Origin of the sequence: Dermacoccus sp. PAMC28757 (assembly GCF_014302635.1) — a bacterium.
GTDB lineage: Bacteria > Actinomycetota > Actinomycetes > Actinomycetales > Dermatophilaceae > Dermacoccus > Dermacoccus abyssi.
Genome location: NZ_CP060292.1, coordinates 1,743,289 through 1,770,183 on the forward strand (window position 1 = coordinate 1,743,289; position 26,895 = coordinate 1,770,183).

Annotated in this window: 24 protein-coding genes, 2 tRNA genes and 1 other RNA gene; 19 read left to right on the forward strand and 8 right to left on the reverse strand. The window is 68.2% G+C overall.

What is annotated here, in order from left to right; all coding sequences use genetic code 11:
* Positions 1-80 precede the first annotated feature (80 nt).
* On the reverse strand, positions 81-3,461 hold the full coding sequence (locus tag H7F30_RS08360) for a pyruvate carboxylase (protein ID WP_187034539.1): 3,381 nt from the start codon (positions 3,459-3,461) through the stop codon (positions 81-83).
* Between the two features lie 371 nt (positions 3,462-3,832).
* Here H7F30_RS08360 and ssrA point away from each other — a divergent pair.
* Together ssrA and H7F30_RS08370 are read left to right on the forward strand one after the other, a co-directional pair.
* Positions 3,833-4,199, forward strand: a transfer-messenger RNA (tmRNA) gene (gene ssrA / locus H7F30_RS08365).
* A 364-nt stretch (positions 4,200-4,563) separates the two neighbouring features.
* Complete coding sequence (locus H7F30_RS08370; RefSeq protein ID WP_129664445.1) at positions 4,564-4,917, forward strand: VanZ family protein; 354 nt, start codon at positions 4,564-4,566, stop codon at positions 4,915-4,917.
* A gap of 289 nt (positions 4,918-5,206) precedes the next feature.
* Here H7F30_RS08370 and H7F30_RS15010 read toward each other — a convergent pair whose 3' ends face one another.
* Entirely contained in the window at positions 5,207-6,088 is an 882-nt protein-coding gene (locus H7F30_RS15010; RefSeq protein WP_304511088.1) for a hypothetical protein, read from the reverse strand.
* Positions 6,089-6,109: 21 nt separating this feature from the next.
* On the opposite strand from H7F30_RS15010, the gene H7F30_RS08375 reads away from it, so the two are divergent.
* From H7F30_RS08375 to H7F30_RS08400, 6 genes are all read left to right on the forward strand, one after another.
* A complete protein-coding gene (locus H7F30_RS08375) occupies positions 6,110-7,906 on the forward strand; it encodes a DEAD/DEAH box helicase (protein ID WP_304511089.1) in 1,797 nt (598 codons plus the stop codon).
* Positions 7,907-8,023: 117 nt separating this feature from the next.
* The gene (locus tag H7F30_RS08380; protein ID WP_240730148.1) at positions 8,024-8,587 is read left to right on the forward strand and encodes a YqgE/AlgH family protein; all 564 of its coding nucleotides are present in this window, start codon (positions 8,024-8,026) and stop codon (positions 8,585-8,587) included.
* A gap of 68 nt (positions 8,588-8,655) precedes the next feature.
* The gene (locus H7F30_RS08385) at positions 8,656-8,991 is read left to right on the forward strand and encodes a DUF3039 domain-containing protein (protein ID WP_047311938.1); all 336 of its coding nucleotides are present in this window, start codon (positions 8,656-8,658) and stop codon (positions 8,989-8,991) included.
* A 154-nt stretch (positions 8,992-9,145) separates the two neighbouring features.
* The gene (locus tag H7F30_RS08390) at positions 9,146-10,306 is read left to right on the forward strand and encodes an MFS transporter (protein WP_187034543.1); all 1,161 of its coding nucleotides are present in this window, start codon (positions 9,146-9,148) and stop codon (positions 10,304-10,306) included.
* An 85-nt stretch (positions 10,307-10,391) separates the two neighbouring features.
* Positions 10,392-12,161: a DEAD/DEAH box helicase gene (locus H7F30_RS08395; RefSeq protein ID WP_187034544.1), complete on the forward strand. Its 1,770-nt coding sequence runs from the start codon at positions 10,392-10,394 to the stop codon at positions 12,159-12,161.
* Between the two features lie 44 nt (positions 12,162-12,205).
* Complete coding sequence (locus tag H7F30_RS08400; RefSeq protein ID WP_187034546.1) at positions 12,206-13,030, forward strand: RDD family protein; 825 nt, start codon at positions 12,206-12,208, stop codon at positions 13,028-13,030.
* Between the two features lie 70 nt (positions 13,031-13,100).
* Here H7F30_RS08400 and H7F30_RS08405 read toward each other — a convergent pair whose 3' ends face one another.
* Both H7F30_RS08405 and H7F30_RS08410 read right to left on the reverse strand, forming a co-directional pair.
* On the reverse strand, positions 13,101-13,697 hold the full coding sequence (locus tag H7F30_RS08405) for a nicotinamidase (RefSeq protein ID WP_187034548.1): 597 nt from the start codon (positions 13,695-13,697) through the stop codon (positions 13,101-13,103).
* A complete protein-coding gene (locus H7F30_RS08410) occupies positions 13,694-15,007 on the reverse strand; it encodes a nicotinate phosphoribosyltransferase (RefSeq protein ID WP_187034550.1) in 1,314 nt (437 codons plus the stop codon). Before H7F30_RS08410 ends, H7F30_RS08405 begins: the two co-directional genes overlap by 4 nt.
* Positions 15,008-15,031: 24 nt before the next feature.
* Here H7F30_RS08410 and clpS point away from each other — a divergent pair, with 24 nt between their 5' ends.
* The 5 genes from clpS (at position 15,032) to H7F30_RS08435 (ending at position 18,114) form a co-directional block, all read left to right on the forward strand.
* Positions 15,032-15,343 (forward strand): ATP-dependent Clp protease adapter ClpS, encoded by a 312-nt coding sequence (clpS, locus tag H7F30_RS08415; RefSeq protein WP_187034552.1) that lies wholly within the window; start codon positions 15,032-15,034, stop codon positions 15,341-15,343.
* Positions 15,343-16,101, forward strand: coding sequence for a DUF2017 family protein (locus H7F30_RS08420; RefSeq protein ID WP_187034554.1), 759 nt, complete (start codon positions 15,343-15,345; stop codon positions 16,099-16,101). The genes clpS and H7F30_RS08420 overlap by 1 nt, the downstream gene beginning before the upstream one ends.
* Positions 16,102-16,131: 30 nt before the next feature.
* A complete protein-coding gene (gene gltX, locus H7F30_RS08425) occupies positions 16,132-17,676 on the forward strand; it encodes a glutamate--tRNA ligase (protein WP_187034556.1) in 1,545 nt (514 codons plus the stop codon).
* A 171-nt stretch (positions 17,677-17,847) separates the two neighbouring features.
* A tRNA-Gln gene (locus tag H7F30_RS08430) sits at positions 17,848-17,919 on the forward strand.
* 122 nt (positions 17,920-18,041) lie between these two features.
* Positions 18,042-18,114, forward strand: a tRNA-Glu gene (locus H7F30_RS08435).
* A 146-nt stretch (positions 18,115-18,260) separates the two neighbouring features.
* On the opposite strand, the gene H7F30_RS08440 is transcribed toward H7F30_RS08435, so the two are convergent.
* Complete coding sequence (locus H7F30_RS08440) at positions 18,261-19,019, reverse strand: IclR family transcriptional regulator (protein ID WP_187034558.1); 759 nt, start codon at positions 19,017-19,019, stop codon at positions 18,261-18,263.
* Positions 19,020-19,139: 120 nt separating this feature from the next.
* Here H7F30_RS08440 and leuC point away from each other — a divergent pair, with 120 nt between their 5' ends.
* From leuC to H7F30_RS08455, 3 genes are all read left to right on the forward strand, one after another.
* On the forward strand, positions 19,140-20,531 hold the full coding sequence (leuC, locus tag H7F30_RS08445) for a 3-isopropylmalate dehydratase large subunit (RefSeq protein WP_187034560.1): 1,392 nt from the start codon (positions 19,140-19,142) through the stop codon (positions 20,529-20,531).
* Between the two features lie 20 nt (positions 20,532-20,551).
* Positions 20,552-21,145 (forward strand): 3-isopropylmalate dehydratase small subunit, encoded by a 594-nt coding sequence (gene leuD / locus H7F30_RS08450; protein WP_187034562.1) that lies wholly within the window; start codon positions 20,552-20,554, stop codon positions 21,143-21,145.
* Positions 21,146-21,435: 290 nt separating this feature from the next.
* Positions 21,436-21,762, forward strand: coding sequence for an HU family DNA-binding protein (locus H7F30_RS08455; RefSeq protein ID WP_047311948.1), 327 nt, complete (start codon positions 21,436-21,438; stop codon positions 21,760-21,762).
* A 79-nt stretch (positions 21,763-21,841) separates the two neighbouring features.
* Here H7F30_RS08455 and H7F30_RS08460 read toward each other — a convergent pair whose 3' ends face one another.
* Together H7F30_RS08460 and H7F30_RS08465 are read right to left on the reverse strand one after the other, a co-directional pair.
* Complete coding sequence (locus H7F30_RS08460; RefSeq protein WP_118912768.1) at positions 21,842-22,069, reverse strand: cold-shock protein; 228 nt, start codon at positions 22,067-22,069, stop codon at positions 21,842-21,844.
* Positions 22,066-22,668 (reverse strand): hypothetical protein, encoded by a 603-nt coding sequence (locus H7F30_RS08465; RefSeq protein ID WP_187034564.1) that lies wholly within the window; start codon positions 22,666-22,668, stop codon positions 22,066-22,068. The genes H7F30_RS08460 and H7F30_RS08465 overlap by 4 nt, the downstream gene beginning before the upstream one ends.
* Before the next feature lie 144 nt (positions 22,669-22,812).
* Between H7F30_RS08465 and H7F30_RS08470 the strand changes: the two genes are divergently transcribed.
* Both H7F30_RS08470 and H7F30_RS08475 read left to right on the forward strand, forming a co-directional pair.
* Positions 22,813-23,580, forward strand: a complete 768-nt coding sequence (locus H7F30_RS08470) for a 1-acyl-sn-glycerol-3-phosphate acyltransferase (RefSeq protein ID WP_129664425.1) — start codon at positions 22,813-22,815, stop codon at positions 23,578-23,580.
* Positions 23,577-24,578 carry an NAD(P)H-dependent glycerol-3-phosphate dehydrogenase gene (locus tag H7F30_RS08475; RefSeq protein ID WP_187034566.1) on the forward strand — a complete coding sequence of 334 codons (1,002 nt, stop codon included), beginning with the start codon at positions 23,577-23,579 and terminating at the stop codon, positions 24,576-24,578. Before H7F30_RS08470 ends, H7F30_RS08475 begins: the two co-directional genes overlap by 4 nt.
* A gap of 19 nt (positions 24,579-24,597) precedes the next feature.
* On the opposite strand, the gene H7F30_RS08480 is transcribed toward H7F30_RS08475, so the two are convergent.
* The gene (locus tag H7F30_RS08480) at positions 24,598-25,689 is read right to left on the reverse strand and encodes a PLP-dependent aspartate aminotransferase family protein (RefSeq protein ID WP_187034568.1); all 1,092 of its coding nucleotides are present in this window, start codon (positions 25,687-25,689) and stop codon (positions 24,598-24,600) included.
* Positions 25,690-25,763: 74 nt separating this feature from the next.
* On the opposite strand from H7F30_RS08480, the gene H7F30_RS08485 reads away from it, so the two are divergent.
* Positions 25,764-26,885, forward strand: a complete 1,122-nt coding sequence (locus tag H7F30_RS08485; RefSeq protein ID WP_047311954.1) for a D-alanine--D-alanine ligase family protein — start codon at positions 25,764-25,766, stop codon at positions 26,883-26,885.
* The last annotated feature ends 10 nt before the right edge of the window (positions 26,886-26,895 follow it).

Sequence of the window (26,895 nt, forward strand, 5' to 3'; positions counted from 1 at the left end):
CCGACCGACCCGCCCCAGGCATGACGAAGGGGTGACCATCGAATCCGATGGTCACCCCTTCGTCATGCACTGTTCGGTCGTCACTCCAGGACGAGGACGAGGTCACCGCCTTCGACCTGCGTCTCGTGCTTGAGCGCCACGCGCTTCACCGTTCCGGCGACGGGCGCCGTGATGGACGCCTCCATCTTCATGGCCTCGATCGTCGCGAGGGTGTCGCCCGCCTCCACCTCGTCGCCCTCGGAGACCGTGACCGACACCATGCCCGCGAACGGCGCCGGCACGTGGCCCGAGTTCTTCGGGTCGGCCTTCTCCACCGCGTCGACGTCGACCTTGACCGACTCGTCGCGCACCTGAACGGGACGGAGCTGACCGTTGACGGTGGCCAGCACCGTGCGCATGCCCCGTTCGTCAGGTTCGGAGACGGACACCACGGACAGCAGGATGCGCTTGCCGGGCTCGAGGTCGACCTCGTGCTCCTGGCCCGGCGCGAGGCCGTGGAGGAACTCCTTCGTCGAAAGCACCGACAGGTCGCTGTAGAGCTCGCGGGCGCGCTCGAAGTCGCTCGTCGGGCCGGGGAAGAGAAGACGGTTGAGCGTCGAGCGCGGATCGCGAGCAAGCTCCTGCTCGTCCTCCTCGGACAGCTCTTCGACGCTCGGGCGCACCGTGCGGCCCTCGAGCGCCTTGGTGCGGAACGGCTCCGGCCAGCCGCCGGGCGGGTCGCCCAACTCGCCGCCGAGGAAGCCGATGACCGAGTCGGGGATGTCGTAGTTGCGCGGGTTCTCCTCGAAGTCCTTGGGGTCCGCGTCGGCGCTCACGAGCGCGAGCGCGAGGTCACCGACGACCTTCGAACTCGGGGTGACCTTGACGACGTTGCCGAGGATGTCGTTCGCCGCGGCGTACATGTCCTCGATCGCCTCGAACCGGTCGCCCAGACCGAGCGCGATGGCCTGCTGACGCAGGTTGGACAGCTGACCGCCGGGGATCTCGTGCTTGTAGACGCGGCCTGTCGGAGCGGGCAGGCCGGACTCGAACGGCTTGTAGAGCGTGCGCACGGCCTCCCAGTACGGCTCCAGATCGCACACGTTCTGCAGATCGAGGCCGGTGGCACGCTCGGTGCCGTCCGTGGCCGCGACGAATGCGGACATCGAGGGCTGGCTCGTCGTGCCTGACATCGAGGCACTTGCGACATCGACGGCGTCGACGCCGGCGTCAACGGCCGCGAGCAGTGTGGCGAGCTGACCTCCTGGCGTGTCGTGCGTGTGCAGGTGCACCGGCAGGTCGAAGCGCTCACGCAGTGCCGTGACGAGCGTGCGAGCGGCAGGCGCGCGCAGCAGCCCGGCCATGTCCTTGATCGCGAGAACGTGCGCGCCCGCGGCGACGATGCGCTCGGCGAGCTCGAGGTAGTAATCGAGCGTGTAGAGCTTCTCGCTCGGTGAGGTGAGGTCACCCGTGTAGCACAGGGCGACCTCCGCGACCGACGTTCCGGTGGCGCGCACGGCCTCAATGGCGGGACGCATCTGCTCGACGTCGTTGAGTGCGTCGAAGATGCGGAAAATGTCGACGCCGGTGCGCGCGGCTTCCTGGACGAAGGCGTCCGTCACCTTCGTCGGGTAGGGCGTGTAGCCGACGGTGTTGCGTCCGCGAAGCAGCATCTGCAGCGGAACGTTCGGCATCGTCTCGCGCAGCTTGGCGAGGCGCTCCCACGGGTCCTCCGACAGGAAGCGCAGGGCGACGTCGTACGTGGCGCCGCCCCAGGCCTCCATGGAGAGCAGTTCCGGCGTCATGCGAGCGACGTAGGGGGCGACGTGGACGAGGTCGCGGGTGCGGATGCGTGTGGCCAGGAGTGACTGGTGCGCGTCACGCATCGTCGTCTCGGTGACGGCGACCGCCGTCTGCTCACGCAGTTGGCGGGCGAACTCATCGGGGCCGGCTGTGAGAAGGCGGTCGCGCGTGCCCGGGGGCACCGGGGTGGTGACGTCGAATCTCGGCAGCTTCTCGCGGGCCGTGACGGTGAGCGCCGAACGCTCGCCGTACGGCTTGTTCACCGTGGTCTCGGCGAGGTAGGTGAGCAGCTTCGTGCCGCGGTCGCCCGGCGTGCGCGCGTTGAGCAGGTCGGGGCGCTGTTCGATGAACGACGTCGTGACGTGTCCTGTGATGAAGGCGGGGTCGTCGAGCAGGGCCTGGAGGAAGGGGATGTTCGTACTCACGCCGCGGACGCGGAACTCGGCGAGGGCGCGACGGGCCCGACGCACCGCGGTTGCGAAGTCGCGACCGCGGCACGTGAGTTTGACGAGCATCGAGTCGAAGTGGGCGCTCACCTCGGCGCCCATGTGGATCGTGCCGCCGTCGAGTCGGACGCCGGAGCCACCCGCCGAACGGTAGGCGGTGATGGTGCCGGTGTCGGGGCGGAAGCCGTTGGCCGGGTCCTCGGTCGTGATGCGGCACTGGAGGGCGGCTCCACGCAGGTGAATGTCCTCCTGGCGCAGGCCCAGGTCGTCGAGGGTGTCGCCGGAGGCAATCCGCATCTGGGCGGCAACGAGGTCGACGTCCGTGACCTCCTCGGTGACCGTGTGCTCGACCTGGATGCGCGGGTTCATCTCGATGAAGACGTAACGTCCGCTCGGGTCGAGGAGGAACTCCACCGTGCCCGCGCACGAGTAGTCGATTTCCTTCGCGAACGCGACGGCGTCGGCGCACATGCGTTCGCGCAGTTCGGGGGAGAGGTTGGGCGCCGGTGCCATCTCGACGACCTTCTGGTGGCGTCGCTGCACCGAGCAGTCGCGCTCGAAGAGGTGGACGACATCGCCGGACTGATCGGCGAGCACCTGCACTTCGATGTGACGTGGGTCGACAACGGCTTCCTCGATGAAACACGTTGCGTCGCCGAAGGCGGACTCGGCCTCGCGCATCGCGGCCTCGAGGTTCTCGCGCAGTGCTTCGGGCTTCTCGACGCGGCGCATACCTCGTCCGCCGCCGCCGGCGACGGCCTTGACGAAGACCGGGTACCCGAGTTCGTCGGCTCCGCGCACGAGTTCGTCGATGTCGGACGACGGTGGCACGCTGCGCAGCGTCGGCAGGCCGGCGCGCTTGGCGGCCGCGATGGCGGTGGCCTTGTTGCCGGTCATGTGCAGCACGTCCGGGTGCGGGCCGATGAACGTGATGCCGGCGTCGGCGCACGCCTCGGCGAGCAGTGGGTTCTCGGAGAGGAATCCGTACCCCGGGTAGACAGCATCGGCGCCCGATTCGCGCGCGACGCGGACGATCTCGTCGACATCGAGGTAAGCGCGCACGGGGTGGCCGACCTCGCCGATCTGGTAGGCCTCGTCGGCCTTGAGGCGGTGCTCGCTGCCACGGTCCTCGTGCGGGAACACAGCGACGGTGCTCGCACCGAGTTCGGTGGCGGCGCGGAACGCACGGACGGCGATCTCGCCTCGGTTGGCCACCAGGACCTTGCGGAACATCAGTAGTCTCCGTTCACGGGGATGTCGGACGGATCAACCCTACCGGCCGGGCACATCGCGTCTGCCCTGAATCTGCGCGCAATACCGACCAATACTGAACACATGCGCACAGCGCCTCACGCCCATGCGAAGGGCGCTCGCGGTCTGCCGCAGAGGTGCACTCCCGCCGCGGGCGGAGCGCGGGTCCCCAATCGCGGACAACGACGCTGCGCTGCTGTTCACCCTCGAGCTGTGAACCCAGGCGTGTGCGTCATTTGCGAGCCGGAGCCGGCGCTGCGGAATGAAGTCGCGACGTCGCTCGTTGATGGCTACAGTGGTGTTTCGCGGTGCGAGACGCCGCACACAACTCCACAGTGCGAACAGCTACTCATGGGGATGATCGGTTTCGACATCGGTCGCCGTCCCAGGGGAAGCGGGCCGAGGATGCAGAGTTATCTCGTTAACGCCCTCTGCAAACCAATAGGTGCCGATTCCAAGCGCACCGACTTCGCCCTCGCCGCCTGAGCGAGCCCGAAGTCTGTCAGCCTGAGCTAGTTCTCGACTCAGTGTCTGGCATCAGCTAGAGAACTTGCTGCAGCGTCATGTCGAGGGGCGCTGCGGGACTCTTACTCGACTGGGCCTGTCACGGAATGTGTGCGTACCAGCCGTGGGGCCGAGAAAATCCTCATACGCACTGCGCCCGGAGAAGCCCTGGATCGCCGTCGATGGACGGGGGTTCAATTCCCCCCATCTCCACCACCCCATCAGCTGTTCCGCTGTGCCTACGCCGCAGTCCGGTTCGTCCGGACTGCGGCGTCTTTCATGTGCGCGTCGGCTTCTCTTCTGCTCTATGGCCGTTCACGTCCGTCCCTGCGTGCAACCTTCCTGACCGGAGGAAGTTTCCGCACCGCAAGGATGAGAGTTGGAGGATCTCGGCGTCGTCCGTCCGGTATTGATTTCGCGGATCACAGGCACGGCAGCCTTCGCACGTTCGGCTTCGGCAGCGCCAGGGGGCAGTGACCCCGGATGGCGCGGCGGTGTACGTCGTGACCCGTGCGTCCGGTGCCGCTCCTGGGCGACACCGGACGCACGGGTCGGATCCCGCGTCACCCATACTGGTCCGATGCGAGCGCCCACGAGAGTCGTCCGCGCAACGGCAAGGGTGCTGTTGCCCGCAGCCGTCGCTCTTCAGAGTCTGTTGCTCTATCTGCCGGCTTCGGGTGAGGGATCGTTGCCCGTCGGCGTGGACAAGGTGGCACATGCGGGGATGTTCGGGGGAGTGGCGATCCTCGCCCTTGTCGCAGGCCTGCCGTGGCTCCCGGTGCTCCTCGCCGCCTACGCCCCGATCAGCGAACTGCTCCAGGGGCTTCCCGTGGTCGATCGCGACCCGGATTGGCGCGACATCGTGGCGGACATCACGGGAATCGTGGCCGCTGTGGGCCTCTTCGCGGTCTGGCGCGGCCGCGGCGTCCGGTAGACTTACTCCACCATTGATCTTGCGTTCAGTTGGTTTGCTTTCGGTTTGAGCGCGTTGCACAGCTACTCCCTGTGACGGCGCGTGGTGGTGAGAGTAGGCCCGTTTTACGAGCGTCGCACTTCGGGTGACGACGTGTGTGTGAGCGCCGAGATCCCACGAAACAGCGCCGACCCACCTGGCACGCAACAGATCGCGACACCCCCATTCTTAGACGGGGTGCGCCCGCGTGTTCATCTTCGGTGCTTTGCAACCGAGAGTGAGTGAACTCATGGCTCCCAAGCCCAACAATTCAGGTAACAAGAAGCCCCGCTGGTCGCACGCCGACAAGCAGGGAGCGCGCCGCACGAGCGCGCGCAACGAGTCCAACGGCCGCCGTGAGGGCGGCTTCAACCGCGACGATCGTGGCGGCCGTGACTTCGGTGGCCGCCGTGACGGTGGTTTCCAGGGTCGCGACGAGCGTCGTGGTGGTTTCAACCGTGATGACCGTGGTAGTCGTGACTTCGGTGGCCGTCGTGACGGTGGTTTCCAGCGCCGCGACGAGCGTGACGAGCGACGCGGTGGTTTCAACCGTGACGAGCGGGGCGGTCGCGATGGTGGCTTCGCGCGTCGTGATGACCGTGGTGGTCGTTCCGGTGGTTTCAACCGTGATGACCGTGGTGGTCGTGACTTCGGTGGCCGTCGTGACGGTGGTTTCCAGCGCCGCGACGAGCGTGACGAGCGACGCGGTGGTTTCAACCGTGACGACCGTGGTGGTCGTGACTTCGGTGGTCGCCGAGAGGGCGGTTTCCAGGGTCGCGACGAGCGTCGTGGTGGTTTCAACCGTGACGACCGTGGCGGTCGCGATGGCGGTTTCGCGCGTCGTGACGACCGTGGTGGTCGTTCCGGTGGTTTCAACCGTGACGACCGTGGTGGTCGTGACTTCGGTGGCCGTCGTGACGGCGGTTTCGAGGGCCGTGACGAGCGTCGTGGTGGTTTCAACCGTGACGAGCGGGGCGGTCGCGATGGCGGCTTCGCTCGCCGTGAAGACCGTGGCTTCAACCGTGATGACCGTGGTGGCCGTGACTTCGGTGGCCGCCGTGACGGTGGCTTCGCCCGCCGCGATGACCGCGGCGACCGCGGTTTCAACCGCCAGGGAGAGCGCCACGGGCGCCCCGACCGTCCCTTCCGCCACGAGACCCTTCGCGACGACGCCGTGAGCGAGAACGTGACGACCGGCGACGAGCTCGCGACGGCCAACATCGACGAGCAGGCTGCGTCGGCGCAGTTCGAGACCCCGGTGCGCGATGCCGGTGTCGTCGACTCCGAGGTGCCCGGCACCGAAGGCGAGCAGAACCACGCTGAGGCCGTCGACAACATCGACGCCACGGATGAGATGAACCCCGTCGGCGGCGAGCCCACCGACGAGGCGCCGATCGTCGTGCCGGGCGAGGACGCCGAGCCGACCGCTGAGGCAGACATCGACGCCGCTGCAGCCGACGCGGAGCCCGTCGACGAACGCACCTTCGCCGACCTCGGTCTGCCCAACGCTCTGGTGGAGCGCATGGCGCGCGCCGGCATCACGAAGCCGTTCCCGATCCAGGCCGCCACGATTCCGGACGCCCTCGCCGGCAAGGACGTGCTCGGCCGCGGCCGTACCGGTTCGGGCAAGACGCTCGGCTTCGGTCTGCCGATGCTGACGCGCCTCGCCGAGGGCGGCCCGGCCCGCGCCCACATGCCGCGCGCCGTTGTTCTCGTGCCGACGCGTGAACTCGCCATGCAGGTGAGCGACGCGCTGCAGCCGCTCGTTCACGTCGTGGGCCTCAAGCACAAGCTCGTTGCCGGCGGTATGCCGTACGAGCCGCAGCTGTCGGCCCTCGAGCGCGGTGTCGACGTTCTCATCGCCACCCCGGGTCGTCTCTCCGACCTCATCGAGCGCGGTGCGGCCGACCTCTCCCGCGTCGAGATCGCAGTGCTCGACGAGGCCGACCACATGGCCGAAATGGGCTTCCTCGAGGCCATCACCGAGATCCTCGACCTCGTGCCCGAAGGCGGTCAGCGTCTGCTGTTCTCCGCGACGCTCGACCGCGGCATCGACAAGATCGTCGACAAGTACCTCGTCGACCCGGTGACGCACTCGACCGACGACGGCACCGCCACCGTCACGACGATGGCGCACCATGCGCTCATCATCGAGCCGCGCGACAAGAAGGTCGTCACGGCCGAGGTGGCCAACCGCGAGGGACGCACCGTCGTCTTCGTCCGCACCAAGATGGGCGCCGACCGCGTCGCCGACGAACTGCGTGAGCAGGGCGTCATGGCGGCTGCGCTGCACGGTGGCCTCAACCAGGGCCAGCGCAACCGCGTACTGTCCGCCTTCAAGGACGGCCGCGTGCCGGTGCTCGTCGCCACGGACGTCGCAGCTCGCGGCATCCACGTCGACGAGGTGGGCGTCGTCCTCCAGGTCGACCCGCCGGCCGACCACAAGGACTACCTGCACCGTGCCGGTCGCACGGCGCGTGCGGGCGAGAAGGGCACCGTCGTGACCCTCGCCTTGCCGCACCAGCGTCGCTCGATGCAGCGTCTGCTCGACGAGGCCGGTGTCGACACCAGCCTCGTGAAGGCCCGCCCGGGTGACGACGTCATCGTCGCCGCCGGTGGTTCGACGCCCGAGGGTCGCTCGATCTCCGAGGACGACCTGCGTCGCGTGCTCTCGCCGCGCAACGACCGCGGTGGACGCGGTGGCCGTGGTGGCTACGACCGCGGTCGCCGCGGCGGATACGACCGCGGTGGCCGGGGCGGTTACGACCGCGGTGGTCGCGGCGGATATGACCGTGGTGGTCGTGGACGCTTCGGTGACCGTGACGGTCGTGGTGGCCGCGGTGGCTACCGAGGCGAGCGCGACGACCGTCGTGGCAGCTACCGTGACGACATCGATGGTGGCTTCGAGCGCCAGAACCGTCGTCAGAACTTCGGCGGCGACCGTGGTGGTTTCCGCGGAGGCCGCGACTGATCGCAGTCGTCAGTGCTGTTGCTCGACCCCGTCCGCTTCGTGCGGGCGGGGTCGAGCCCGTTCTCCGAGATGCGGGGCGGCTCGCCCCCGCCCACGTGCGTGGCCCACAATGGCCGCGTGAGTTCATTGACGGGGCGTCTGCTCGTCGCCGTGCCGCGTCCGCACGATGGTGACGAGGGCGACCTGTTCACGCGCAGCGTCGTCTTCGTCCTGCACCACGACGATGAGGGCGCGCAGGGACTCGTCCTCGACTTCCCGTTGGAAGCCGGCGTGGATTCGGTGCTTCCCGGATGGCAGGACGTCGTGTCTGCACCGGACCGTCTCTTCCAAGGCGGTCCTGTCGGTCTCGACCGGGCCATCGCCCTGGCCAATGTCCCGGGCCGCGACGAGGTGCTCGGCACGACCCGTCTGTTCGGTTCGCTCTCGCTCGTCGACCTCGACGCTCCACCGGCCCTCGTGGCAGCTCAGCTAGCTGGCATGCGCGTCTTCGCCGGTTCGGCCGGCTGGGAGGCGGGCCAGCTCGACGCCGAACTCGCCGATGAATGGTGGTTCGTGGCGGACTACGAGATCGGCGACCTCTTCGACGACGATCCGGACACGCTGTGGCAGCGGATCGTGAGGCGCCAGCCGTTCCCGCTCAACCTCATGGCCACGTTCCCGGACGATCCATCGCTCAACTGAGTTGGAGCCCCCGGGAGCCGGGACGCACTTCGCCGTGGTGCCTGTGTGCCAGGTCTACACTGGCGGCCATGAGCGCCCCAGTCACGAACTCCTCGATCGACGACCCGAACGCGCCGCAGAGCGACCCCGGAAACCCGGGCGGACTCGGCGGACCGGGCACGTCGACGGCCGTGCTCGAACGCGAAGAGACGCAGCACCAGCTCTCCGAGCCCGGCGACCACGAACGCTTCGCGCACTACGTGCGCAAGGAGAAGATCATGGAGTCGGCGCTTTCGGGTGAGCCGGTTGTCGCCTTGTGCGGCAAGGTCTGGGTGCCGGGGCGCGACCCCGAGAAGTTCCCGGTCTGCCCGACCTGTAAGGAGATCTACCAGGGACTTCGAGCACCGCAGGACGGCGGCGAGTAGACAACGCTTCCACCAGCGGACACCCACGCGGTGGCCGCTGGTGTTTTCTCTTCGACACTGACCTGACGAGTGAGCGCCGTCCGAGGCGTGGGCAGAGTCTCGAACATGCGACCAACTGCGCGCGAGTGCGGTGGCGGCGTGGCACCATCCGCGTATGAGTTCCGTCACCCGAGCCGATCTCGGTCGACGTCGCGCCGCGGTCGCGGCTGCCTTCGCCGGTCAGGGGTTCGTCTTCATCCTGCTCACGACGAAGCTGCCGCGGCTTCAGGAGCGGTTCGACCTCAGCCCGGGGGACTTCTCGCTCCTCATGTTGGCGCTCGTCCTCTGCGCAGGCGTGGGTTCCCTCCTCGGTGAGCGCATTGCACCGCGACGGGGAAGTGCTCTGGCGCTGCGTCTGGGCTTCGCGCTCGTCGTGCTCAGTGTCCCCGCGATGGCGGCGGCGCCATCCGTGGCGCTCCTGGCTGTCGGGATGAGTGCCTACGGCATCGCCCTCGGCCTCGCCGACGCGGGCACCAACATGCAGGGTGTCGGTCTCGAGCACTCCTACGGGCGCACGATCATGCCCACGTTCCACGCCGCGTGGACGTGCGGTGGCGTGGCAGCCACGGTGCTCGCGCTCCTCACGAAGAACTGGAGTTTCGAGGCCGTCGCGGTTGCCGGAGTTCTCGTGCCGCTCGCTCTGGTCGCTGCGCCGTACGTGCGCGGTGCCGGCCCCGTGACCCCGATCGGTGACGACGGCTCCAAGGTGCCGTGGCGTCGCATCCTGCCCGTCGGGATCGCGATGGTGCTCTTCTACATGGTCGACACCGCCGCCACGACCTGGGGCCCGAGCTACCTCCACCACGTCTTCGGTTCGGGCGCGGCGCTCGTGGCCGTGGCGACGTTGCCGTACCTCGTCGCGTCTCTCGTGGGGCGCGCCTCCGGTGACCGCCTCGCAGAACACTTCGGCGCCGCCAATCTCGTGCGCTCCGCGGCCTTCGTCGGTGCCGCCGGGTTGGGCGTGGTGGTCTTCGCGCCCCACCCGCTCATCGCCGTGCTCGGCTTCACCGTGGCCGGCCTGGGCCTCTCGACGGTGGCACCTCTCGCCTTCTCCGCAGCGGCCAAGATCGCGCGTGAGCAGACCTTGTCCGAGCCCGAGGCCGTGCGCGCCAAGGTGGACGCGATCATCGCCCGGTTCAACCAGTTCAACTACCTCGGTGGCATCCTCGGCGCCGTGATGACCGGTGCCGTCGGCAACGACTCGCTGCGCTACGGATTCGCCATCCCCATGGTGCTCGTCCTCTTCCTGGCACCGCTGGCTCGGTCCTTTCGCTGAGGGCTCGTTCGGGCTCGGCGGCGTGGTCGGAGCCACCCTCGGAGGCGTCCGGGCTGTCGGTGGTCGCCGGTAGACTTGGCGGCCTATGAGTACTTCGGCTGCAGAGCATCTGTCACCCGCCTTTCCGGAGCGGGCAGCCTGGGGTACGGCCGGGAAACTGCGTGCCTGGCAGGCCGGCGCGCTCCAGCGCTACCTCGAGACCAACCCGCGCGATTTCCTCGCCGTCGCAACGCCGGGCGCCGGTAAGACCACCTTCGCTCTGCGCCTCGCCACGGAGCTGCTCGGGCGTGGCATCGTCGACAGCGTCACCATCGTCGCGCCCACCGAGCACCTCAAGACGCAGTGGGCGGACGCCGCTGCCCGCGTCGGCATTCAGATCGACCCCAAGTTCACCAACCGCCAGGTCGACGAGGCCTCCGACTACCACGGTGTCGCGCTCACCTACCAGGGCGTGGCGAGCAACCCCGAGGTGCACCGCATCCGCACGCTGCGCACGCGCACGCTCGTCATCCTCGACGAGGTGCACCACGGCGGTGACAACAAGAGCTGGGGCGATGCTCTGCGTGTCGCCTTCGACGGCGCCACTCGACGCGTCTGCCTCACCGGAACACCGTTCCGCAGCGACACCAGCCCCATTCCCTTCGTGCGCTACGAACACGACGCTGCAGGTATTCGGCGCAGTGCGAGCGACTACGCCTACGGCTACGCGGAGGCACTCGCGGACGGCGTGGTGCGGCCGGTGCTCTTCCTCGCCTATGGCGGCAACATGCGGTGGCGAACGCGAGCGGGCGACGAGATCGCCGCGCGTCTCGGCACCCCCATGACGAAGGACGCCGTCGCCGGTGCGTGGCGCACGGCCCTTGACCCCAACGGCGCCTGGATCCCGTCGGTTCTCCAGGCTGCAGACAAACGCCTGTCAGAGGTGCGCCGCCATGTACCCGATGCTGGTGGGCTGGTCATCGCCTCCAACCAGACCGCGGCACGGGCGTACGCGCGAACCCTCGAGGCGATCACGGGCTCCAAGCCCACCGTCGTCCTGTCCGACGATCTCGGGGCCAGCTCCCGCATCGAGGACTTCGCGAAGAGCGACGACCGGTGGATGGTCGCGGTGCGCATGGTCTCCGAGGGTGTCGACGTTCCGCGTCTGTGCGTGGGGGTCTACGCCACCTCCACCTCGACGCCGCTGTTCTTTGCGCAGGCCGTCGGCCGCTTCGTGCGCGCTCGTAAGCGGGGCGAGACGGCGTCGGTCTTCCTGCCCACCGTGCCGATCATCCTCGAACACGCAGCACGTCTCGAGGAACAGCGCGATCACGCTCTCGACCGGCCGAGCAGGCCGGGGGAGAGCCCCGAGGACGCCATGTGGTCCGAGGAGGAGGGCCTGCTCGCCGCGGCCAACCGCGAGGAGAAGGCCTCCGGCGACCTGCTCGACGACGGCTCGTTCGAAGCCCTCGAATCCGAAGCGGAGTTCGATCACGTCCTCTTCGACGCCGAGCAGTTCGGCATGGGCTTCGAGGTCAGCACCGAGGACGAACAGGAGTACCTCGGTCTGCCGGGGCTTCTCGAGCCCGATCAGGTCTCCAAACTGCTGCGACAGCGTCAGGACAAGCTCGTGAAGTCCGGCCGCAAGCGCCGGGACGACGACGAGCCGGTGGCCGCCCACCGAGCCCTCGCCAACCAGCGCAAGGAGCTCAACGGGCTCGTCGCGCAGTACGCGCGCAAGAGCGGTCAGCCCCACGCCGTCATCCACAACGACCTGCGTCAGCAGTGCGGCGGGCCGACGCTCGACCGCGCCTCGTCGGAGCAGGTGAGCGCTCGGATCGAGCTCATCCGACGGTGGTTCGTCGGACGTCGCTAGACGGTGCGTCCGGCGCAGGCTCCTGCGACACCTAGGCTAGGGGCATGAACGAGCGCCCCTCCGGCTGGTACGACGACCCCGACGACGACACCCAGCTTCGCTACTGGGACGGCATTCTGTGGAGCGACCGCACCATGCCGAAGCTGCGCCCCGGTCTCGACCACGTCGGTGAGGCCCGGCCCGTTCAGCACGTCGAGGAGCCGCCACGCCGTGACGGTGAACCGCGCACCTACCCCGCGCACTGGGGCCCCGAGCAGTCGGGGCGCCGCGACGAGTTCCACGGCCCGCAGTTCCAGGGCTCCCAGCCGGGCACGGCGCCGTTCGGTAACACCGTCGGACAGCCCTCGGGGCTCATCCGCCGCATCCTCGCGACCTTCCTCGACAGGCTGATCGTCTCGCTGCCGGTGTCGCTCGTCGTCCTGCCGTTTCTCGGCGACTGGATGACGCAGATGCAGGAGTACGTCGACAGGTTCATGTCCGCGGCGTCCGCGGGCGATCAGATGCCGACCATCCCGGCCGACCTCATGACGCCGCCGCTCGCGCTCGCGGGTGCGCTCGTCGCGGCACTGTTCGTGTACGAGGTGCTCATGACGCACTTCGCCGGTGGCGCCACCGTCGGAAAGCGCGCGCTCGGCATCACCGTGGTCCCCGCGGGGACGGCCCAGGGGGCCAAGGAGCGTCTGCCGCTCGGACGGGCGGCTTTGCGCGCGCTCATGAAGTGGGGCCCGGACGCCCTCGCTCTCGTTGCGATCTTCTCCGGCGTCGCTGGATTCCTCCAGGCGCTCATCATCCTCTGGGCTCTGAGCAACGCCAAGCGTCAGGGGCTTCACGACCTCGCGGTCAAGAGCGAGGTTCGTCGCACTCGCTGACGACGTACACACCTCATTGACGAAGGGCGGCTCCCCACCGGGAAGCCGCCCTTCGTCAATGTTCCGACGGTCAGCCGTTGACCACGGGTGTGCCGACCAGTTCGACGCCGGCCGTGCGCAACTCCTCGAGCGCGGCGTGGGTGGTCTCCTGCGCGACGCCCGCCGTCATCCCGAGCAGGACGCGGGTGCGAAAACCTTCGCGCGCGGCGTCGAGCGCGGTTGCGCGCACGCAGTGATCCGTGGCGATGCCGACGATGTCGACCTCACCCACGCCTTCGCCCCGCAACCACGTGGCCAGGCCCTGGCCCTTGCCGTCGAGGTCGTCGTGGCCCTCGAAACCGGAGTAGGCAGCCTCGAACTGGCCCTTGCGGAAGCGAGCGTCGAAGCGATCCTCGACCGGTTCGAGCGCGGGGTGCAGTTCGGCGCCGGGCGTGCCGACCTCGCAGTGCACGGGCCAGGTGTCGCGGTAGTCGGGTGTCTCGCTCCAGTGAGAGCCCGGGTCGACGTGCCAGTCCTGCGTGGCGACGAGCGTGTCGTAGGACGAGAGCGCCACGTAATCCGCGATCGCCTCCGCCACACTGGCGCCGCCGGCCACGGCCAGAGAGCCGCCTTCGCAGAAGTCGTTCTGCACGTCGACGACGACGAGGGCGCGGCCGGTGTCGCTCATACGCCTCGCCCCTCGTAACGCGTCGGGATGACGGCTTCGCCACGCGACATCTGGTGCGCCGTGGCGGGCAGTTCCGCGCGGGAGCGCTCGTGGGTCTCGCGGGCCGTCTTCGCGTCGGTGGCAACGATGACCTCGCCGCCCTGGACGAGCTGCACGAGCATCTCGCGGTCGTCGCCGTCGTCCTGAGGCTTCTGGCCGATACCGATGACCTCGGCCTCGGCCACCCCTTCGGTGTTGCGGCGACGAAGTGCCCACTTGCGCCCGCCGACGGAGATCTTGTCCTTGCTCTTCTTCGCGACGTCGATCATCTCGCCGTTGTCGTCCGAGTGCTGGACCAGTTTGTAGACCATGCCGGCCGTCGGGGCGCCGGAGCCGGTGACCAGCGAGGTGCCCACGCCGTAAGCGTCGACCGGGCCGGCCGCCAGGGCGGCGATCGCGTACTCGTCGAGGTCGCTCGTCACGACGATCTTCGTGTTCTTCGCGCCGAATGAGTCGAGCTGGGCCCGCACCTCGCGCGCCTGGACGAGCAGATCGCCGGAGTCGAGTCGGACGCCTCCGAGTTCGGGACCGGCAACCTCGACCGCGATGTTCACGGCGTTCGTCACGTCGTAGGTGTCGACGAGCAGCGTCGTGTTCTTGCCGAGCGATTCGACCTGCGTGGTGAAGGCCTCCCTCTCGTCGTCGTGCAGCAACGTGAAGGCGTGAGCCGACGTGCCGGCGGTCGGTACGTCGAAGCGCCGCCCGGCCTCGAGGTTGGACGAGGTGGCGAAGCCCGCGACGTAGGCCGCACGCGCGGCGGCCACGGCGGCCTCCTCGTGGGTGCGCCGCGAGCCCATCTCGATGCAGGGGCGGCCCGCTGCGGCCGACGTCATGCGGGAGGCTGCTGCGGCAACGGCTGAGTCGTGGTTGAGGATCGACAGGGCGAGGGTCTCGAGCAGGACGCCCTCGGCGAACGTCGACTCCACGACGAGAAGGGGCGAACCGGGGAAGTAGCACTCGCCTTCGAGGTAGCCGTAGATGTCACCGGAGAAGCGGTAGTGGGCGAGCCATTCGAGCGTGCTCTCGTCGACGACGTCCCGCTCGCGCAGGTCGTCGATCTCCGCGTCGCTGAATCGGAAGTTCTTGAGGGCTTCGAGGAAGCGCCCTGTTCCGGCCACGACACCGTACCGGCGGCCGTCGGGCAGCCTGCGAGCGAAGACCTCGAAGACGCTGCGGCGCTCGGCCGCGCCGGAACGCAGCGCCGCCTGGAGCATCGTGAGCTCGTAGTGGTCGGTCAACAGGGCAGTCGAGGGCGAGATGTTGGAAGTCACGTGAAGAACTCTAGAGTGGAGGGCGTGTCGATCGCGCCCCCTGACATCGATTTCGACGAGCTGACCGAGCAGCTGACCCGTAGTGCGCCGCACGAGAGCGGCGAACGCGCCTGGGTCACGCTCGTGTGGAACGACCCCGTCAACCTCATGAGTTACGTCAGCTTCGTCTTCCAGGATTACTTCGGTTACTCCGAGGCCGAGGCCGAGCGGCTCATGATGCAGGTGCACACCGAGGGCCGCGCTGTGGTGAGCAAGGGCTCACGCGAGCGCATGGAGGCCGACACGATCGCCATGCACGGCTACAGCCTGTGGGCGACCTACCAGCAGGAGGGCTGATGGCTCAGGCGTTCACCCGCGACCCGGACGACGACGCGCGCATCATCGGGTTCCTCGAGGACGTCGAGCGTTCGCTCGTCATCGAGCTCATGTACCAGACGAGCGTGCTCCTGTCGGACGGCAGCGACGATGCGGGGGAGTCAGACGACACGGGCGCGCCGAGTGACGGTGACACCCACGACGACCTGTTCGCAGCCCTCAGCCGTTCGATGGCCGAGCGGGAGGCGCCGCAGGACCCGGCCCTGCGTCGACTGCTGCCCGACGGCGTCAAGAACGACGACGCCGCGGCATCGGAGTTTCGCCGCCTCACCGAATCGACGCTGCGCGACGGGAAGCTGCGCAATCTCGACATCGCCATGCGCGCCCTCGAGGAGGGCTTCGTCGACGAGCAACAGGCCGCGGCGATCGCGGACGACGTCTACGAGCGCGCGAACGACCCGGCCGCCCGGGATGAGCGGGACGATGCCGGGGAACGAGAGGGGAACGACGACAACCTGCAGGACGGGTTGAGCGACGGTTCCCGTGAGGTCGTCCTCGACGAAGCGTCGGCGCGCGCCATGATGATGGCTCTGACCGACGTCCGGCTGGTACTCGCCGAACGCCTCGGCCTGCGTACCGATGAGGACGCCGAGGCGCTGTCGCGCCAGGTGGAGCGTGAGGACGCACCGAACTCGCCCGAGGATCTCCTCGCCGCGTACTACGACTTCCTCACGTGGATGTCGGAATCGCTGACCCTGGCGGTCATGCGCAAGGCCTGACTCCGGGGCGACCACTACGATGGGAGCATCATGAGCGACAAGACTGCTGCAACCATCGAGCCCGCGACGCCCGACGAGGTCCGCCTCCGCGTCGCCCCGTCCCCGACCGGCGATCCGCACGTCGGCACCGCCTACATGGCGATGTTCGACCTGGCGTTCGCGCGCCAGCAGGGCGGCAAGTTCGTCCTGCGCATCGAGGACACCGACCGCGCCCGTTTCCAGGCCGACTCCGAGCAGCAGATCTTCGACACGCTCGAATGGCTCGGCCTGACGTGGGACGAGGGCCCGGACAAGGGCGGCCCGTATGCGCCCTACCGTCAGAGTGAGCGCCTCGACACGTACAAGCCGTACGTCCAGAAGCTGCTCGACGAGGGCAAGGCGTACTACTGCTACTGCACGAGCGAGCGCCTGGCGGAGATGCGCGAGTTCCAGCAGAAGCAGAAGCTGCCCACCGGATACGACCGCATGTGCTACGGCAAGACGCGCGAAGAGCGTTCCAAGGAGACGGGATTCAGCGACAACCCCGTCGTGCGCATGTTCGTGCCGGACGACGCCCCGCTCACCTTCACCGACCTCATCCGTGGTGAGGTCAAGGCTCCCCGCCCGGACGACCAGGTCATCCTCAAGGCAGACGGCTTCCCGACCTACCACCTCGCCGTCGTCGTCGACGACCACGAGATGGCCATCACCCACGTCGTGCGCGGCGAGGAGTGGATCAGTTCCACGCCGAAGCACATCCTGCTCTACCACGGCCTCGGCCTGGAGCCGCCGAAGTTCGCGCACATGCCGCTGCTGCGCGACGAGAAGAAGGCGAAGATCTCCAAGCGCAAGAGCCCCTGGGCACGCCTGACGTGGTTCAAGGAGCAGGGCTACCTCCCCGAAGCTCTGCTCAACTTCCTCGCCCTGCTTGGCTACCCACCCGTCATCGAGACGGGCGGTTCGGAGCGCGAGGTCTTCACGTTCGAGGAGTTCAGCAAGAACTTCGAGTGGAGCAAGGTCAACACCGTCGGGCCGATCTTCAACCTCGACAAGCTCAACTGGCTCAACGGCCACTACATCCGCGAGTTGCCGACGCGCGAGTTCGCCACGCGTCTGTTGCCGTTCCTCGTCAAGGACGGCGTGCTGTCGGAGCAGCCGTCGCTGCCGGAGCTCGGGCGTCTCAACCTCGTCGCCGAGCAGATCCAGACACGCATCAACCTGCTGTCGGAGGCCACGGCCCTCGTGGCGCCGTTCTTCTGCAAGGACGACGAGCTTCCCATCGCGGACGACGCCCGCGCGCAGCTCAAGGAGACGGCTCCGCAGGTCATCGACGCCGCCATCGAGGCGCTCGAGCCGATCTCCGGCTCGCTCGGCAAGCCCGACGGAAGCGACGTCGAGTGGACGCACGAGCGCATCGAGGCGGCGCTGCGTGAAGCGATCGTCGAGGGGCTCGGTATCAAGCCGAAGTTCGCGTTCGGTCCGCTGCGCACGGCGGTCTCCGGTCAGCGCATCTCGCCGCCGCTGTTCGAGTCCATGGAGATCCTGGGCAAGCACTCGACGATGGAGCGCCTCAAGGCTCTGCGCGCCACGCTCTGACGTTGCCGTAGCCCGCTCCGGCCCCGCCCCTCGATGGGTCGGGCCGGAGCGGGGGAGCGGCACCGGGCGCCGATTTGGCGCCTGGGCCAACGTTCGGTAAAGTTTTCACTCGGTTCGGGGAACGAAGGCCGAGGCCCACAAGGCCGGGGCGCGCGTTCGCTGAAACCCCCTTGGGGTATGGTGTAATTGGCAACACGGATGATTCTGGTTCATTTGTTCTAGGTTCGAGTCCTGGTACCCCAGCGCAAATCACTGGCGCAGAATGGCGATCTCGATCGCGCGCTCGTCGAGTGATTTCGGGAAATCGACAACTTCGGTTAGAGTTTTCCTCGCTGCTGAAAGCCGCAAGGCATCAGGCAGGCCATGGCCCCGTTGTGTAGTGGCCTAGCACGCCGCCCTCTCAAGGCGGTAGCGCGGGTTCGAATCCCGTCGGGGCTACATTGAGACAAAGAATCCTCGTCACGCAAGTGACGGGGATTCTTTGTCTGTAGGTGCAATTCTTTCTTCGCGCGAACAAAGGGCGCCTTTCTCATGATTTGTCGTGAGAAAGGTGCCCTTTGTCGTGCCCTATTGCAGGCTTGGGTTCAGGAGCGCGGAGCAGGTGGCGTGACTTGGCTCGTCTGCTGAGTGGCGGCGCGAGCCAAGACCTCCGTGAGCTTGTTGGCGCCGGCGACGACCGTGGCGGCGTGCAGGCGGCCGGGCTGGCGGGAGACGCGCTCCACGGGGCCGGAGATCGACACGGCCGCGATGACGTGGCCGCTGGGGGAGCGAACGGGCGCGGAGACCGACGCGACGCCCTGCTCACGCTCGCTCACCGACTGGGCCCAGCCGCGACGGCGGACGCCGGAGAGCATCGTGGCGGTGAACTTCGAGCCCTGGAGGCCGCGGTGCAGGCGGTCGGGCTCCTCCCACGCGAGAAGCACCTGGGCTGCCGAACCGGCCTGCATGGACAGGGTCGCGCCGACGGGAATCGAGTCGCGCAAACCCATGGGGCGGTCCGCGGCGGCGACGCAGATGCGCTGGTCGCCCTGACGGCGGAAGAGCTGCGCACTCTCGTTCGTGTGGTCACGCAGAGCCCCGAGAACCGGGCCGGCGGCGGCGAGGAGGCGATCCTCACCCGCCGCGGAAGCGAGTTCGACGAGGCGCGGGCCGAGCACGAAGCGACCCTGCATGTCGCGTGCGACGAGGCGGTGGTGTTCGAGAGCCACGGCCAGGCGGTGAGCGGTGGGGCGGGCCAGGCCGGTGGCCGCCACGAGCTGAGCCAGGGTGGACGGACCGGCTTCGAGCGCCGAAAGCACGATCGCAGCCTTGTCGAGAACGCCGACTCCACTAGAGTTGTCCATGTTCTGATATTGCAGTCTCATGACGCGAGACGCAAGTTCAAAGGCCTGCAGAAAGCGTAACGCTTGAGCAACGGCATTTGTCTCGCGGGTCGGACGGCCCGGTGATTCGAAGGAGGACGCGTGGGGAAAACGCTGGCCGAGAAGGTGTGGCAGCAGCACGTCGTGCGCAGCGCCGAAGGCGAACCCGATCTGCTTTTCATCGATCTTCACCTGCTTCACGAGGTGACGAGTCCGCAGGCGTTCGACGGCCTTCGTCTCGCGGGACGCGCCGTGCGGCGCACCGATCTGACGCTCGCGACGGAGGACCACAACGTCCCCACGACGCCGGGCCCCATCTCCGACCCGGTGAGTCGCACGCAGGTCGAAACGCTGCGCAAGAACTGTGAGGAGTTCGGCGTCCGCCTGTTCCCGATGGGTGACGCCCAGCAGGGCATCGTGCACATCATCGGCCCGCAGCTCGGCCTGACGCAGCCCGGCGCGACGATCGTGTGCGGCGACAGCCACACCTCCACTCACGGCGCGTTCGGCGCCCTGGCCTTCGGCATCGGCACGAGCGAGGTCGAGCACGTGCTCGCCACGCAGACGCTTCCGCTCAAGCCGTTCCGCACGATGGCGATCAACGTCGACGGTGCGCTGCCCGAGGGTGTGAGCGCGAAGGACATCATCCTCGCCGTCATCGCCGAGATCGGCACGGGGGGAGGCCAGGGTTATGTGCTCGAGTACCGCGGCGAGGCCATCGAGGGCCTGTCGATGGAAGCGCGGATGACGATCTGCAACATGTCAATCGAGGCCGGCGCCCGCGCAGGCATGATCGCTCCCGACGAGACGACGTTCGCCTACCTCGAGGGCCGCGAGTACGCGCCGGCCGCTGAGGAGTGGGACGCCGCCGTCGAGGAGTGGAAGAAGCTTCGCACCGATGACGACGCGCAGTTCGACGCCGAGGTGACGATCGACGCGGCCTCGCTGTCGCCGTACGTCACGTGGGGCACCAACCCCGGTCAGGGCCTCCCGCTCTCGGCTAACGTTCCCGACCCGGAGTCGTTCGGTGACGACTCGGCGAAGGCCGCCGCCTCCAGCGCCCTCGAGTACATGGGCCTGACGCCGGGGCAGCCGCTCAAGGAGATCAGCGTCGACACGGTGTTCCTCGGGTCGTGCACGAACGGCCGCATCGAGGATCTGCGCGCCGCCGCGGAGGTCATCAAGGGCCGCAAGGTGGCGGACTCCGTGACGATGCTCGTGGTGCCCGGCTCCGCGCGAGTGCGCCTCGACGCCGAGGCCGAGGGGCTCGACAAGGTCTTCACCGAGGCCGGTGCCGAGTGGCGTCTGGCCGGTTGCTCGATGTGTCTGGGGATGAACCCCGACCAACTGCAGCCGGGGGAGCGCAGCGCGTCGACCTCGAACCGCAACTTCGAAGGGCGTCAGGGCAAGGGCGGTCGTACGCACCTGGTCAGCCCCCAGGTCGCCGCCGCCACCGCCGTCGCGGGCACCCTCGCCGAGCCCGGCGATCTGTGAGCACCGAGGAGGAAACTGCCATGGAGCGATTCATCCACCACACGGGCGTCGGCGCCCCGCTGCGCCGGAGCAACGTCGACACCGACCAGATCATCCCCGCCGTGTACCTGAAGCGCGTGACGCGCACGGGCTTCGAGGACGGCCTGTTCTCGTCCTGGCGCAAGGACGAGTCGTTCGTCCTCAACCAGGACGCTTTCCGCGACGCGTCCGTTCTCGTGGCGGGCCCCGACTTCGGTACGGGCTCTTCGCGTGAGCACGCCGTGTGGGCACTCATGGACTACGGCTTCCGGGTCGTCATCAGTTCGCGCTTTGCCGACATTTTCCGAGGCAACTCGGGCAAGGCGGGCTTGCTCACGGCCCAGGTCGAGCAAGGGGATGTCGAACTGCTCTGGAAGTACCTCGAGAACGAGCCGGGCGCTCAGATCTCGGTCGATCTGGAGTCGCGAACCATCACAGCAGGCGAACTCGTCGTGCCGTTCGAGGTGGACGACTACATCCGCTGGCGCCTCATGGAGGGCCTCGACGACATCTCGCTGACCCTGCGTCACGAGGGCGACATCGAGCGGTTCGAAGCTCAGCGTCCGGCCTGGAAGCCGACGACGAGCGTCCGATAGGTGAGATCGAAGAATCCCGGTAGTAGCGGTCTACGACAAGGAAGTTGCGCGGCAAATCGAGTGTGAGGTCTTGCACAGTTTGCGAATCACGTTCACACTCAACGATGTCGGCGATTCTTCACCTTCTACCGCGGATGGTGCGGCAGTCCGGGTCTTTCGCGCTCGCGTGAAGCGGCGTTCGATTAGCACGCGTCGGATGGACGATGCTCCACCCTTGTGGGTAATTTGATCGATATATCTGCGCATTGCGAGGTTTCGCGGGGCAATGCACGCCAGTGAAGGGTGGAGGAATGAACAAGGCAGACCTTGTCGACCGTCTCGAGGAGCGACTCGGGAGCAAGAGGGCGGCACTGGAGGCTGTCGAGGCAGTCGTCGACGTCATCATCCGTGAGGTCGCAGCGGGGAACAAGGTCGGCATCACGGGGTTCGGAACGTTCGAGCGCGTCGATCGCGCCGCGCGCACCGGTCGCAATCCGCGTACGGGCGAGGCTGTCCACATCGACGCCACCGCCGTGCCGAAGTTCACCCCCGGCACCAATTTCAAGGTCGTCACTGCGGACCCGGACAAGCTTCCGCGTACCGGTAATGCGGGTGGACGTGCCAGCGCCTCGCGCTGAGCGTTGACAGCGAAGAAGGACCCCGAGACCGGCTTGGTCTCGGGGTCCTTCTTTCGTTCTCCCAGTACTCCGGTCGAGGTCAGCGGATGGTTTGTCCGGCGCCGATTCCATCGATCCACAGTCGGCGAATACCGTCGGGGCCCATGTCGACGTTGAGGCGTTGACCGACACGGAGCGTGCGCAGGCTGCTGCGCATGAACGCCTCGGTGGAGAAGGCCAGCACCCGGCCGTTGTCGGTGATGACCTCGCCGGTGAGTGTTTCGGGATCGAAGCGGTGGACGCTCGCCTGTTCCTGCACGATGCTCATGCTCCCTTCGTCGTCGAGCGTTCGAAAGCTGCGGTGCGTGAGCCGACGGGTTCACGACCCTCGACGACGTGGCGCGCGAGATCGTCCGTCAAGTGCGATCCGACACTCACGGCGACGCGTTGGTGACGTCCGGCGCTCGAGCCACCGAAACGGGGAGCCAGCCGTGCGGGGTCGTGGTGGCTGATGGCGACGGAGCCGCCGTCGTCGGAGACCACGACTGCGGACTCGGTAGCGGCACAAGCACGCAGCAGAGCGCTGATCGTGTCGCCGTCGGCGTAAGGGAGCGGGCCGAGCAACACGGCGCCGGAGCGTTCGGGATGGGACCTGACCCAGTCGGCGAGCGCCGCAGTCAGTGCGGCGTTGAGATCGCGGCCCTGTTCGCGTGCGTGAGCCCCTGCTTCCGTCGCGCCGGTTCGCACGGCCTCGTCATCGCTGAGGACGAGAATGTTGGCAGGTTCGACGGCAGCGCTCACGGCGTCGATCGTGTCGAGGGCGCTCGCTCGAGCCCACGCGACGGGGTCGACGGTGCGGGGCGCGGCGAGGCTTCGACCGTCGCTGAACGCGAGGACGATGCTCCAGGTGGACGATCGGTTCTGCACGGTTTGAATGCTCGCAGATTTCGCGGACGAATGCCCAGGAGGACCGTCCGGTGTGTTTCTGCGGTCGGTGGCCGACGACTCGGAGCTCCGGCCCGCCCTCGGACCGGCCCGCGGCTAGAGTTGCGCACGAGCCAGGAGGTGCCCATGTCCGACGTTTCGCTCGACGAGAGTGAACGCAACGGTGTCGTGCGATTCATCACGGGTGTCGTCGCGCCCGGGATCTCGCCGTGGTTGCGGGAGACCTGGCGCGGTGCCGAGCACGTGCCCGACCACGGCCCGGCTGTCATCGCGGGCAATCACCTGAGCTACTCCGACCCCTTCGTCCTGGGTCGTTTCCTCCTGCACGCAGGGCGTCTGCCGCACTTTCTCGGCAAGGCCGAGGTCTTCGCGACGCCCGTCCTGGGGCCGCTTCTCAAGCGTGCCGGCCAGATCCCCGTCCACCGAGGCACAGCGCGGGCCGCTGACAGCTTCTCCGCTGCCGTCGACGCCGTGGAGTCGGGCAAGATCGTCTGCCTCCTGCCCGAGGGAACGCTCACGCGCGACCCCGACCTGTGGCCCATGGCCGGAAAGTCAGGGGCCGCTCGCATTGCGCTGACGACCGGGTGTCCGCTGGTGCCCGTCGCCATGTGGGGTCCCGAGCGGATCCTGCCCCCAACGCGCAACGCCCTGAAGTCGCTGCCGAGCGCGGTGGTTCGCCGCCACGACGTCACGGTGAGTGCCGGGCCGCCCGTCGACCTCGACGACCTGCGAGCGCGGCCACTCGACGCCGAGGTTCTCACCGAGGCAACAGCTCGGGTCATGGCGGCCATCACGGAGCTTCTCGTCGAGATCCGGGGCGAGTCCCCGACGACGACACCACTGGACAACCCGCGCGTGCGATCGCGCTCGAGTCGAACGGAAGGCGCACGATGACCAAGGCCACGGTCATGGGATCGGGAAGTTGGGGAACGGCGTTCGCCGCGGTGATGGCGGACGCGGGCACTGACGTCACGATGTGGAGCAGACGCCCCGAACTCGCCGAAGCCATCGAGACGACCCGCGTCAATGACGACTACCTGCCGAGCCTGCGCCTGCCCGACCGTGTGCATGTCACGAGTGATGTCGCAGAGGCCATGGACGGCTCCGACATCCTCGTTCTCGCGGTGCCGTCGCAGACGTTGCGCGAGAACCTCGAGGGTTGGCGCGAACACCTCCCGGACGGCGCGCCGCTCGTGTCGCTGATGAAGGGCATCGAGCTCGGAACCCTCAAGCGGATGACCGAGGTCATGGAAGAGGTTGCGGAGGTGCCCGCCGACCGGGTGGTCGTCGTCTCGGGGCCGAACCTGGCCAAGGAGGTCGCCGACAAGCAGCCCGCGGCGGCCGTCGTCGCCGCGTCACGTCACGGAGTGCGTTCGAAGGTGGCGGAAGCCTGCGCGGCGCCGTACTTCCGGCCGTACACCAACGCCGACGTCGTGGGTACCGAGATCGCCGGCGCGGTGAAGAACGTCATCGCCCTGAGCGTGGGCATGGCGCACGGCCTGGGTATGGGGGAGAACTCGACGGCCACTCTGCTGACCCGCGGACTTGCCGAGACGGCGCGTCTCGGTGTCGCGCTGGGAGCCGACCCGCACACGTTCCTCGGTCTCGCCGGCGTGGGCGACATGATGGCCACCTGCAGCTCACGTCTGTCGCGAAACCACCAGTTCGGGCTCGCGCTGTCGGAGGGCAAGACGGTCGAGGAGATCACTGCCGCGACCAACCAGACTGCCGAAGGCGTCAAGTCGTGCCGCTCGATCCTCGAGCTGGCGCGTAGCGTCCACGTCGACATGCCGATCGTCGAAGGCGTCCACGCCATCCTCCACGAGGGTTGGACGCCCGACGAGATGGTCCGCGCCCTCATGTCGCGTTCGCGCAAGAGCGAGCGCGTCTGAGGCTCGAGGTTGGTCGGACTCAGGCGCTGGATCCCGTGAGGGCGGCGTCGAGGTCACGCCACAGGTCGTCGACGTCCTCGACACCGACGGAGAGCCGCAGGAGGTTCTCCGGCACGCTCTCGGGCTCGAGGGCGTGGCGACGGCGGCGCTCCAGCATCGACTCGACGCCGCCCAGGCTCGTTGCGGGCAGCCACACGTCGACGGCGTCCTCGACGGCGCTCGCTGCCGACTGGCCGCCGTCCACCTCGACGGCGATCATGGCTCCGGTGCCGGGGTAGCGGACGCGGACGACCTTCGGGTGCTGCTCCAGGCGCGCGGCCAGTTCGGCCGCGTTCGCGCAGGCCCGCTCCCAGCGCAGATGGAGCGTGCGCATGCCCCGCAGCGCGAGCCACGTCTCGGACGGCCCGGGGATCGCTCCACCGAGGGTGCGCGCCGTGAGCAGTCGTTCGGCGAGTGAGGAATCGTTCGTCACCGCCGCGCCGAGGAGGACATCGCTGTGTCCGGCGAGGTACTTCGTCACCGAGTGGACGACGACGTCGACCCCGTCGTCGAGCGGACGGCGGCCGAGCGGGGTGTTGAACGTGTTGTCCTCGACGACGAGAGCGCCCGCGGCGTGCGCGCACCTCGTCACGGCGGCGACGTCGCAGGTCTCGAGCGTCGGGTTCGCGGGGGACTCGATCCACACGACGTCGACGCCGTCCGTCAGGGCTCGTTCGACGGCCGAGGTGTCGGACAGATCGATGCGGACGAGGCGAGCGCGACCGCTTGCAACCCACGTCTCGAGCAGCCCTGAGGTGCCGTTGTAGAAGTGGCGCGGCGCGAGCACCGTTCCGCCGTGCGGCAGGAGGGACAGTGTGGCGCTGATGGCGCCCATCCCGCTGGCGAACGCGAGCGCGCGAGTGGAGTCGTCACCCTCGAGCGCTGCGAGCGTCTTCTCGAAGGCGCTCCAGGTCGGGTTGCCGACGCGCGCGTAGTTGACGTCGCCGCCCGCGACGTACGTCGACGTCATCGCCAGTTCGGGACTCACCGAGGCGCCGGGGGAGCGTGGGGGACGGCCCGAGCCGACGAGGCGGGTCGCAGGTGCGAGGGGTCGAGAAGGATCGCTTGTCATGACGTCGAGCCTGGCACGGCTCGTGGGTGCGAGGTTCGCAGGTTGCGGCATGTGGACGGCTAGAGTGACAGACGATGAGCACTTCCCAGACCCGTACCCGCGTCGCCGTCGTCTTCGGTGGACGCTCCTCCGAACACGCCATCTCGTGTGCCACGGCCGCAGGTGTCCTCGCGGCGATCGATCGCGACCGCTACGAGGTCGTGCCGATCGGCATCACGAAGACCGGTCAGTGGGTCCTCATGCCCGACGACGTCGAGGCGCTCGCCATCAAGGACAAGCAGCTTCCGGAGGTGAAGAGCGGCTCCGGCAAGGAGGTGCTCGTCGCGCCGTCGCCGGAGCAGCACGACATCCTCGTGCTCGAGCCGGGCGAGACCCCCGAGGCGCTCACCTCGGTCGACGTCGTCCTGCCGTTGCTGCACGGCCCGTTCGGTGAGGACGGCACCCTGCAGGGGCTGCTCGAACTGGCCGACCTGCACTACGTCGGCTCCGGCGTGACGGCGTCGGCCGTCATGATGGACAAGCACATGATGAAGGTCGTCTTCGCGGCCGCCGGTCTGCCGGTCGGGCCGTACACCGTCATCACCGACAAGGAGTGGCGCCGCGACAAGGCCGCAGCCATGGACGCCGTCGCGTCGCTGGGTTGGCCGGTCTTCGTCAAGCCCGCGCGTGCGGGCTCGTCGGTCGGAATCTCGAAGGTGAACGGCCCGGACGAGCTCGAGGCGGCCATCGAGATGGCACGCCGGAGCGACCCGAAGGTCGTCGTCGAGGCGGGCATCGTCGGCCGCGAGGTCGAGTGCGGCGTGCTCGAAGGCCACGGCAGCGACCTGCCGCGAGCGTCTGAACTCGGTGAGATCGAGGAGATCGGCGCGCACGACTTCTACGACTTCGAGGCCAAGTACCTCAACGACGACGGGCTGCGCCTGTCGTGCCCGGCCGACGTCCCGGCCGACGACGCCGCCCGCATCAAGGAACTGTCGATCACAGCGTTCGACGCCGCCGGTTGCGAGGGTCTCGCGCGCGTCGACTGGTTCTACACGCCCGAGGGCACGCTGTACCTCAACGAGATCAACACGCTGCCGGGCTTCACGCCGGTCTCGATGTTCCCGCAGGTGTGGAACGCCAGTGGTCTCGGCTACACCGAGCTCATCACCGACCTCATCGAGTTGGCGCGCGAGCGCCGCACGGGGCTGCGCTGACGTCGGCTGA

Coding starts and splice junctions, on each gene's coding strand:
- leuD (WP_187034562.1), top strand. CDS start 20,552: ATGGAGCGATTCATCCACCACACGGGCGTCGGCGCCCCGCTGCGCCGG.
- H7F30_RS08455 (WP_047311948.1), top strand. CDS start 21,436: ATGAACAAGGCAGACCTTGTCGACCGTCTCGAGGAGCGACTCGGGAGC.
- H7F30_RS08480 (WP_187034568.1), bottom strand. CDS start 25,689: ATGACAAGCGATCCTTCTCGACCCCTCGCACCTGCGACCCGCCTCGTC.
- H7F30_RS08440 (WP_187034558.1), bottom strand. CDS start 19,019: ATGGACAACTCTAGTGGAGTCGGCGTTCTCGACAAGGCTGCGATCGTG.
- H7F30_RS08485 (WP_047311954.1), top strand. CDS start 25,764: ATGAGCACTTCCCAGACCCGTACCCGCGTCGCCGTCGTCTTCGGTGGA.
- H7F30_RS08475 (WP_187034566.1), top strand. CDS start 23,577: ATGACCAAGGCCACGGTCATGGGATCGGGAAGTTGGGGAACGGCGTTC.
- H7F30_RS08360 (WP_187034539.1), bottom strand. CDS start 3,461: ATGTTCCGCAAGGTCCTGGTGGCCAACCGAGGCGAGATCGCCGTCCGT.
- H7F30_RS08400 (WP_187034546.1), top strand. CDS start 12,206: ATGAACGAGCGCCCCTCCGGCTGGTACGACGACCCCGACGACGACACC.
- H7F30_RS08420 (WP_187034554.1), top strand. CDS start 15,343: ATGGCTCAGGCGTTCACCCGCGACCCGGACGACGACGCGCGCATCATC.
- H7F30_RS08385 (WP_047311938.1), top strand. CDS start 8,656: ATGAGCGCCCCAGTCACGAACTCCTCGATCGACGACCCGAACGCGCCG.
- gltX (WP_187034556.1), top strand. CDS start 16,132: ATGAGCGACAAGACTGCTGCAACCATCGAGCCCGCGACGCCCGACGAG.
- H7F30_RS08460 (WP_118912768.1), bottom strand. CDS start 22,069: ATGAGCATCGTGCAGGAACAGGCGAGCGTCCACCGCTTCGATCCCGAA.
- H7F30_RS08395 (WP_187034544.1), top strand. CDS start 10,392: ATGAGTACTTCGGCTGCAGAGCATCTGTCACCCGCCTTTCCGGAGCGG.
- H7F30_RS08470 (WP_129664425.1), top strand. CDS start 22,813: ATGTCCGACGTTTCGCTCGACGAGAGTGAACGCAACGGTGTCGTGCGA.
- H7F30_RS08405 (WP_187034548.1), bottom strand. CDS start 13,697: ATGAGCGACACCGGCCGCGCCCTCGTCGTCGTCGACGTGCAGAACGAC.
- H7F30_RS08390 (WP_187034543.1), top strand. CDS start 9,146: ATGAGTTCCGTCACCCGAGCCGATCTCGGTCGACGTCGCGCCGCGGTC.
- H7F30_RS08370 (WP_129664445.1), top strand. CDS start 4,564: ATGCGAGCGCCCACGAGAGTCGTCCGCGCAACGGCAAGGGTGCTGTTG.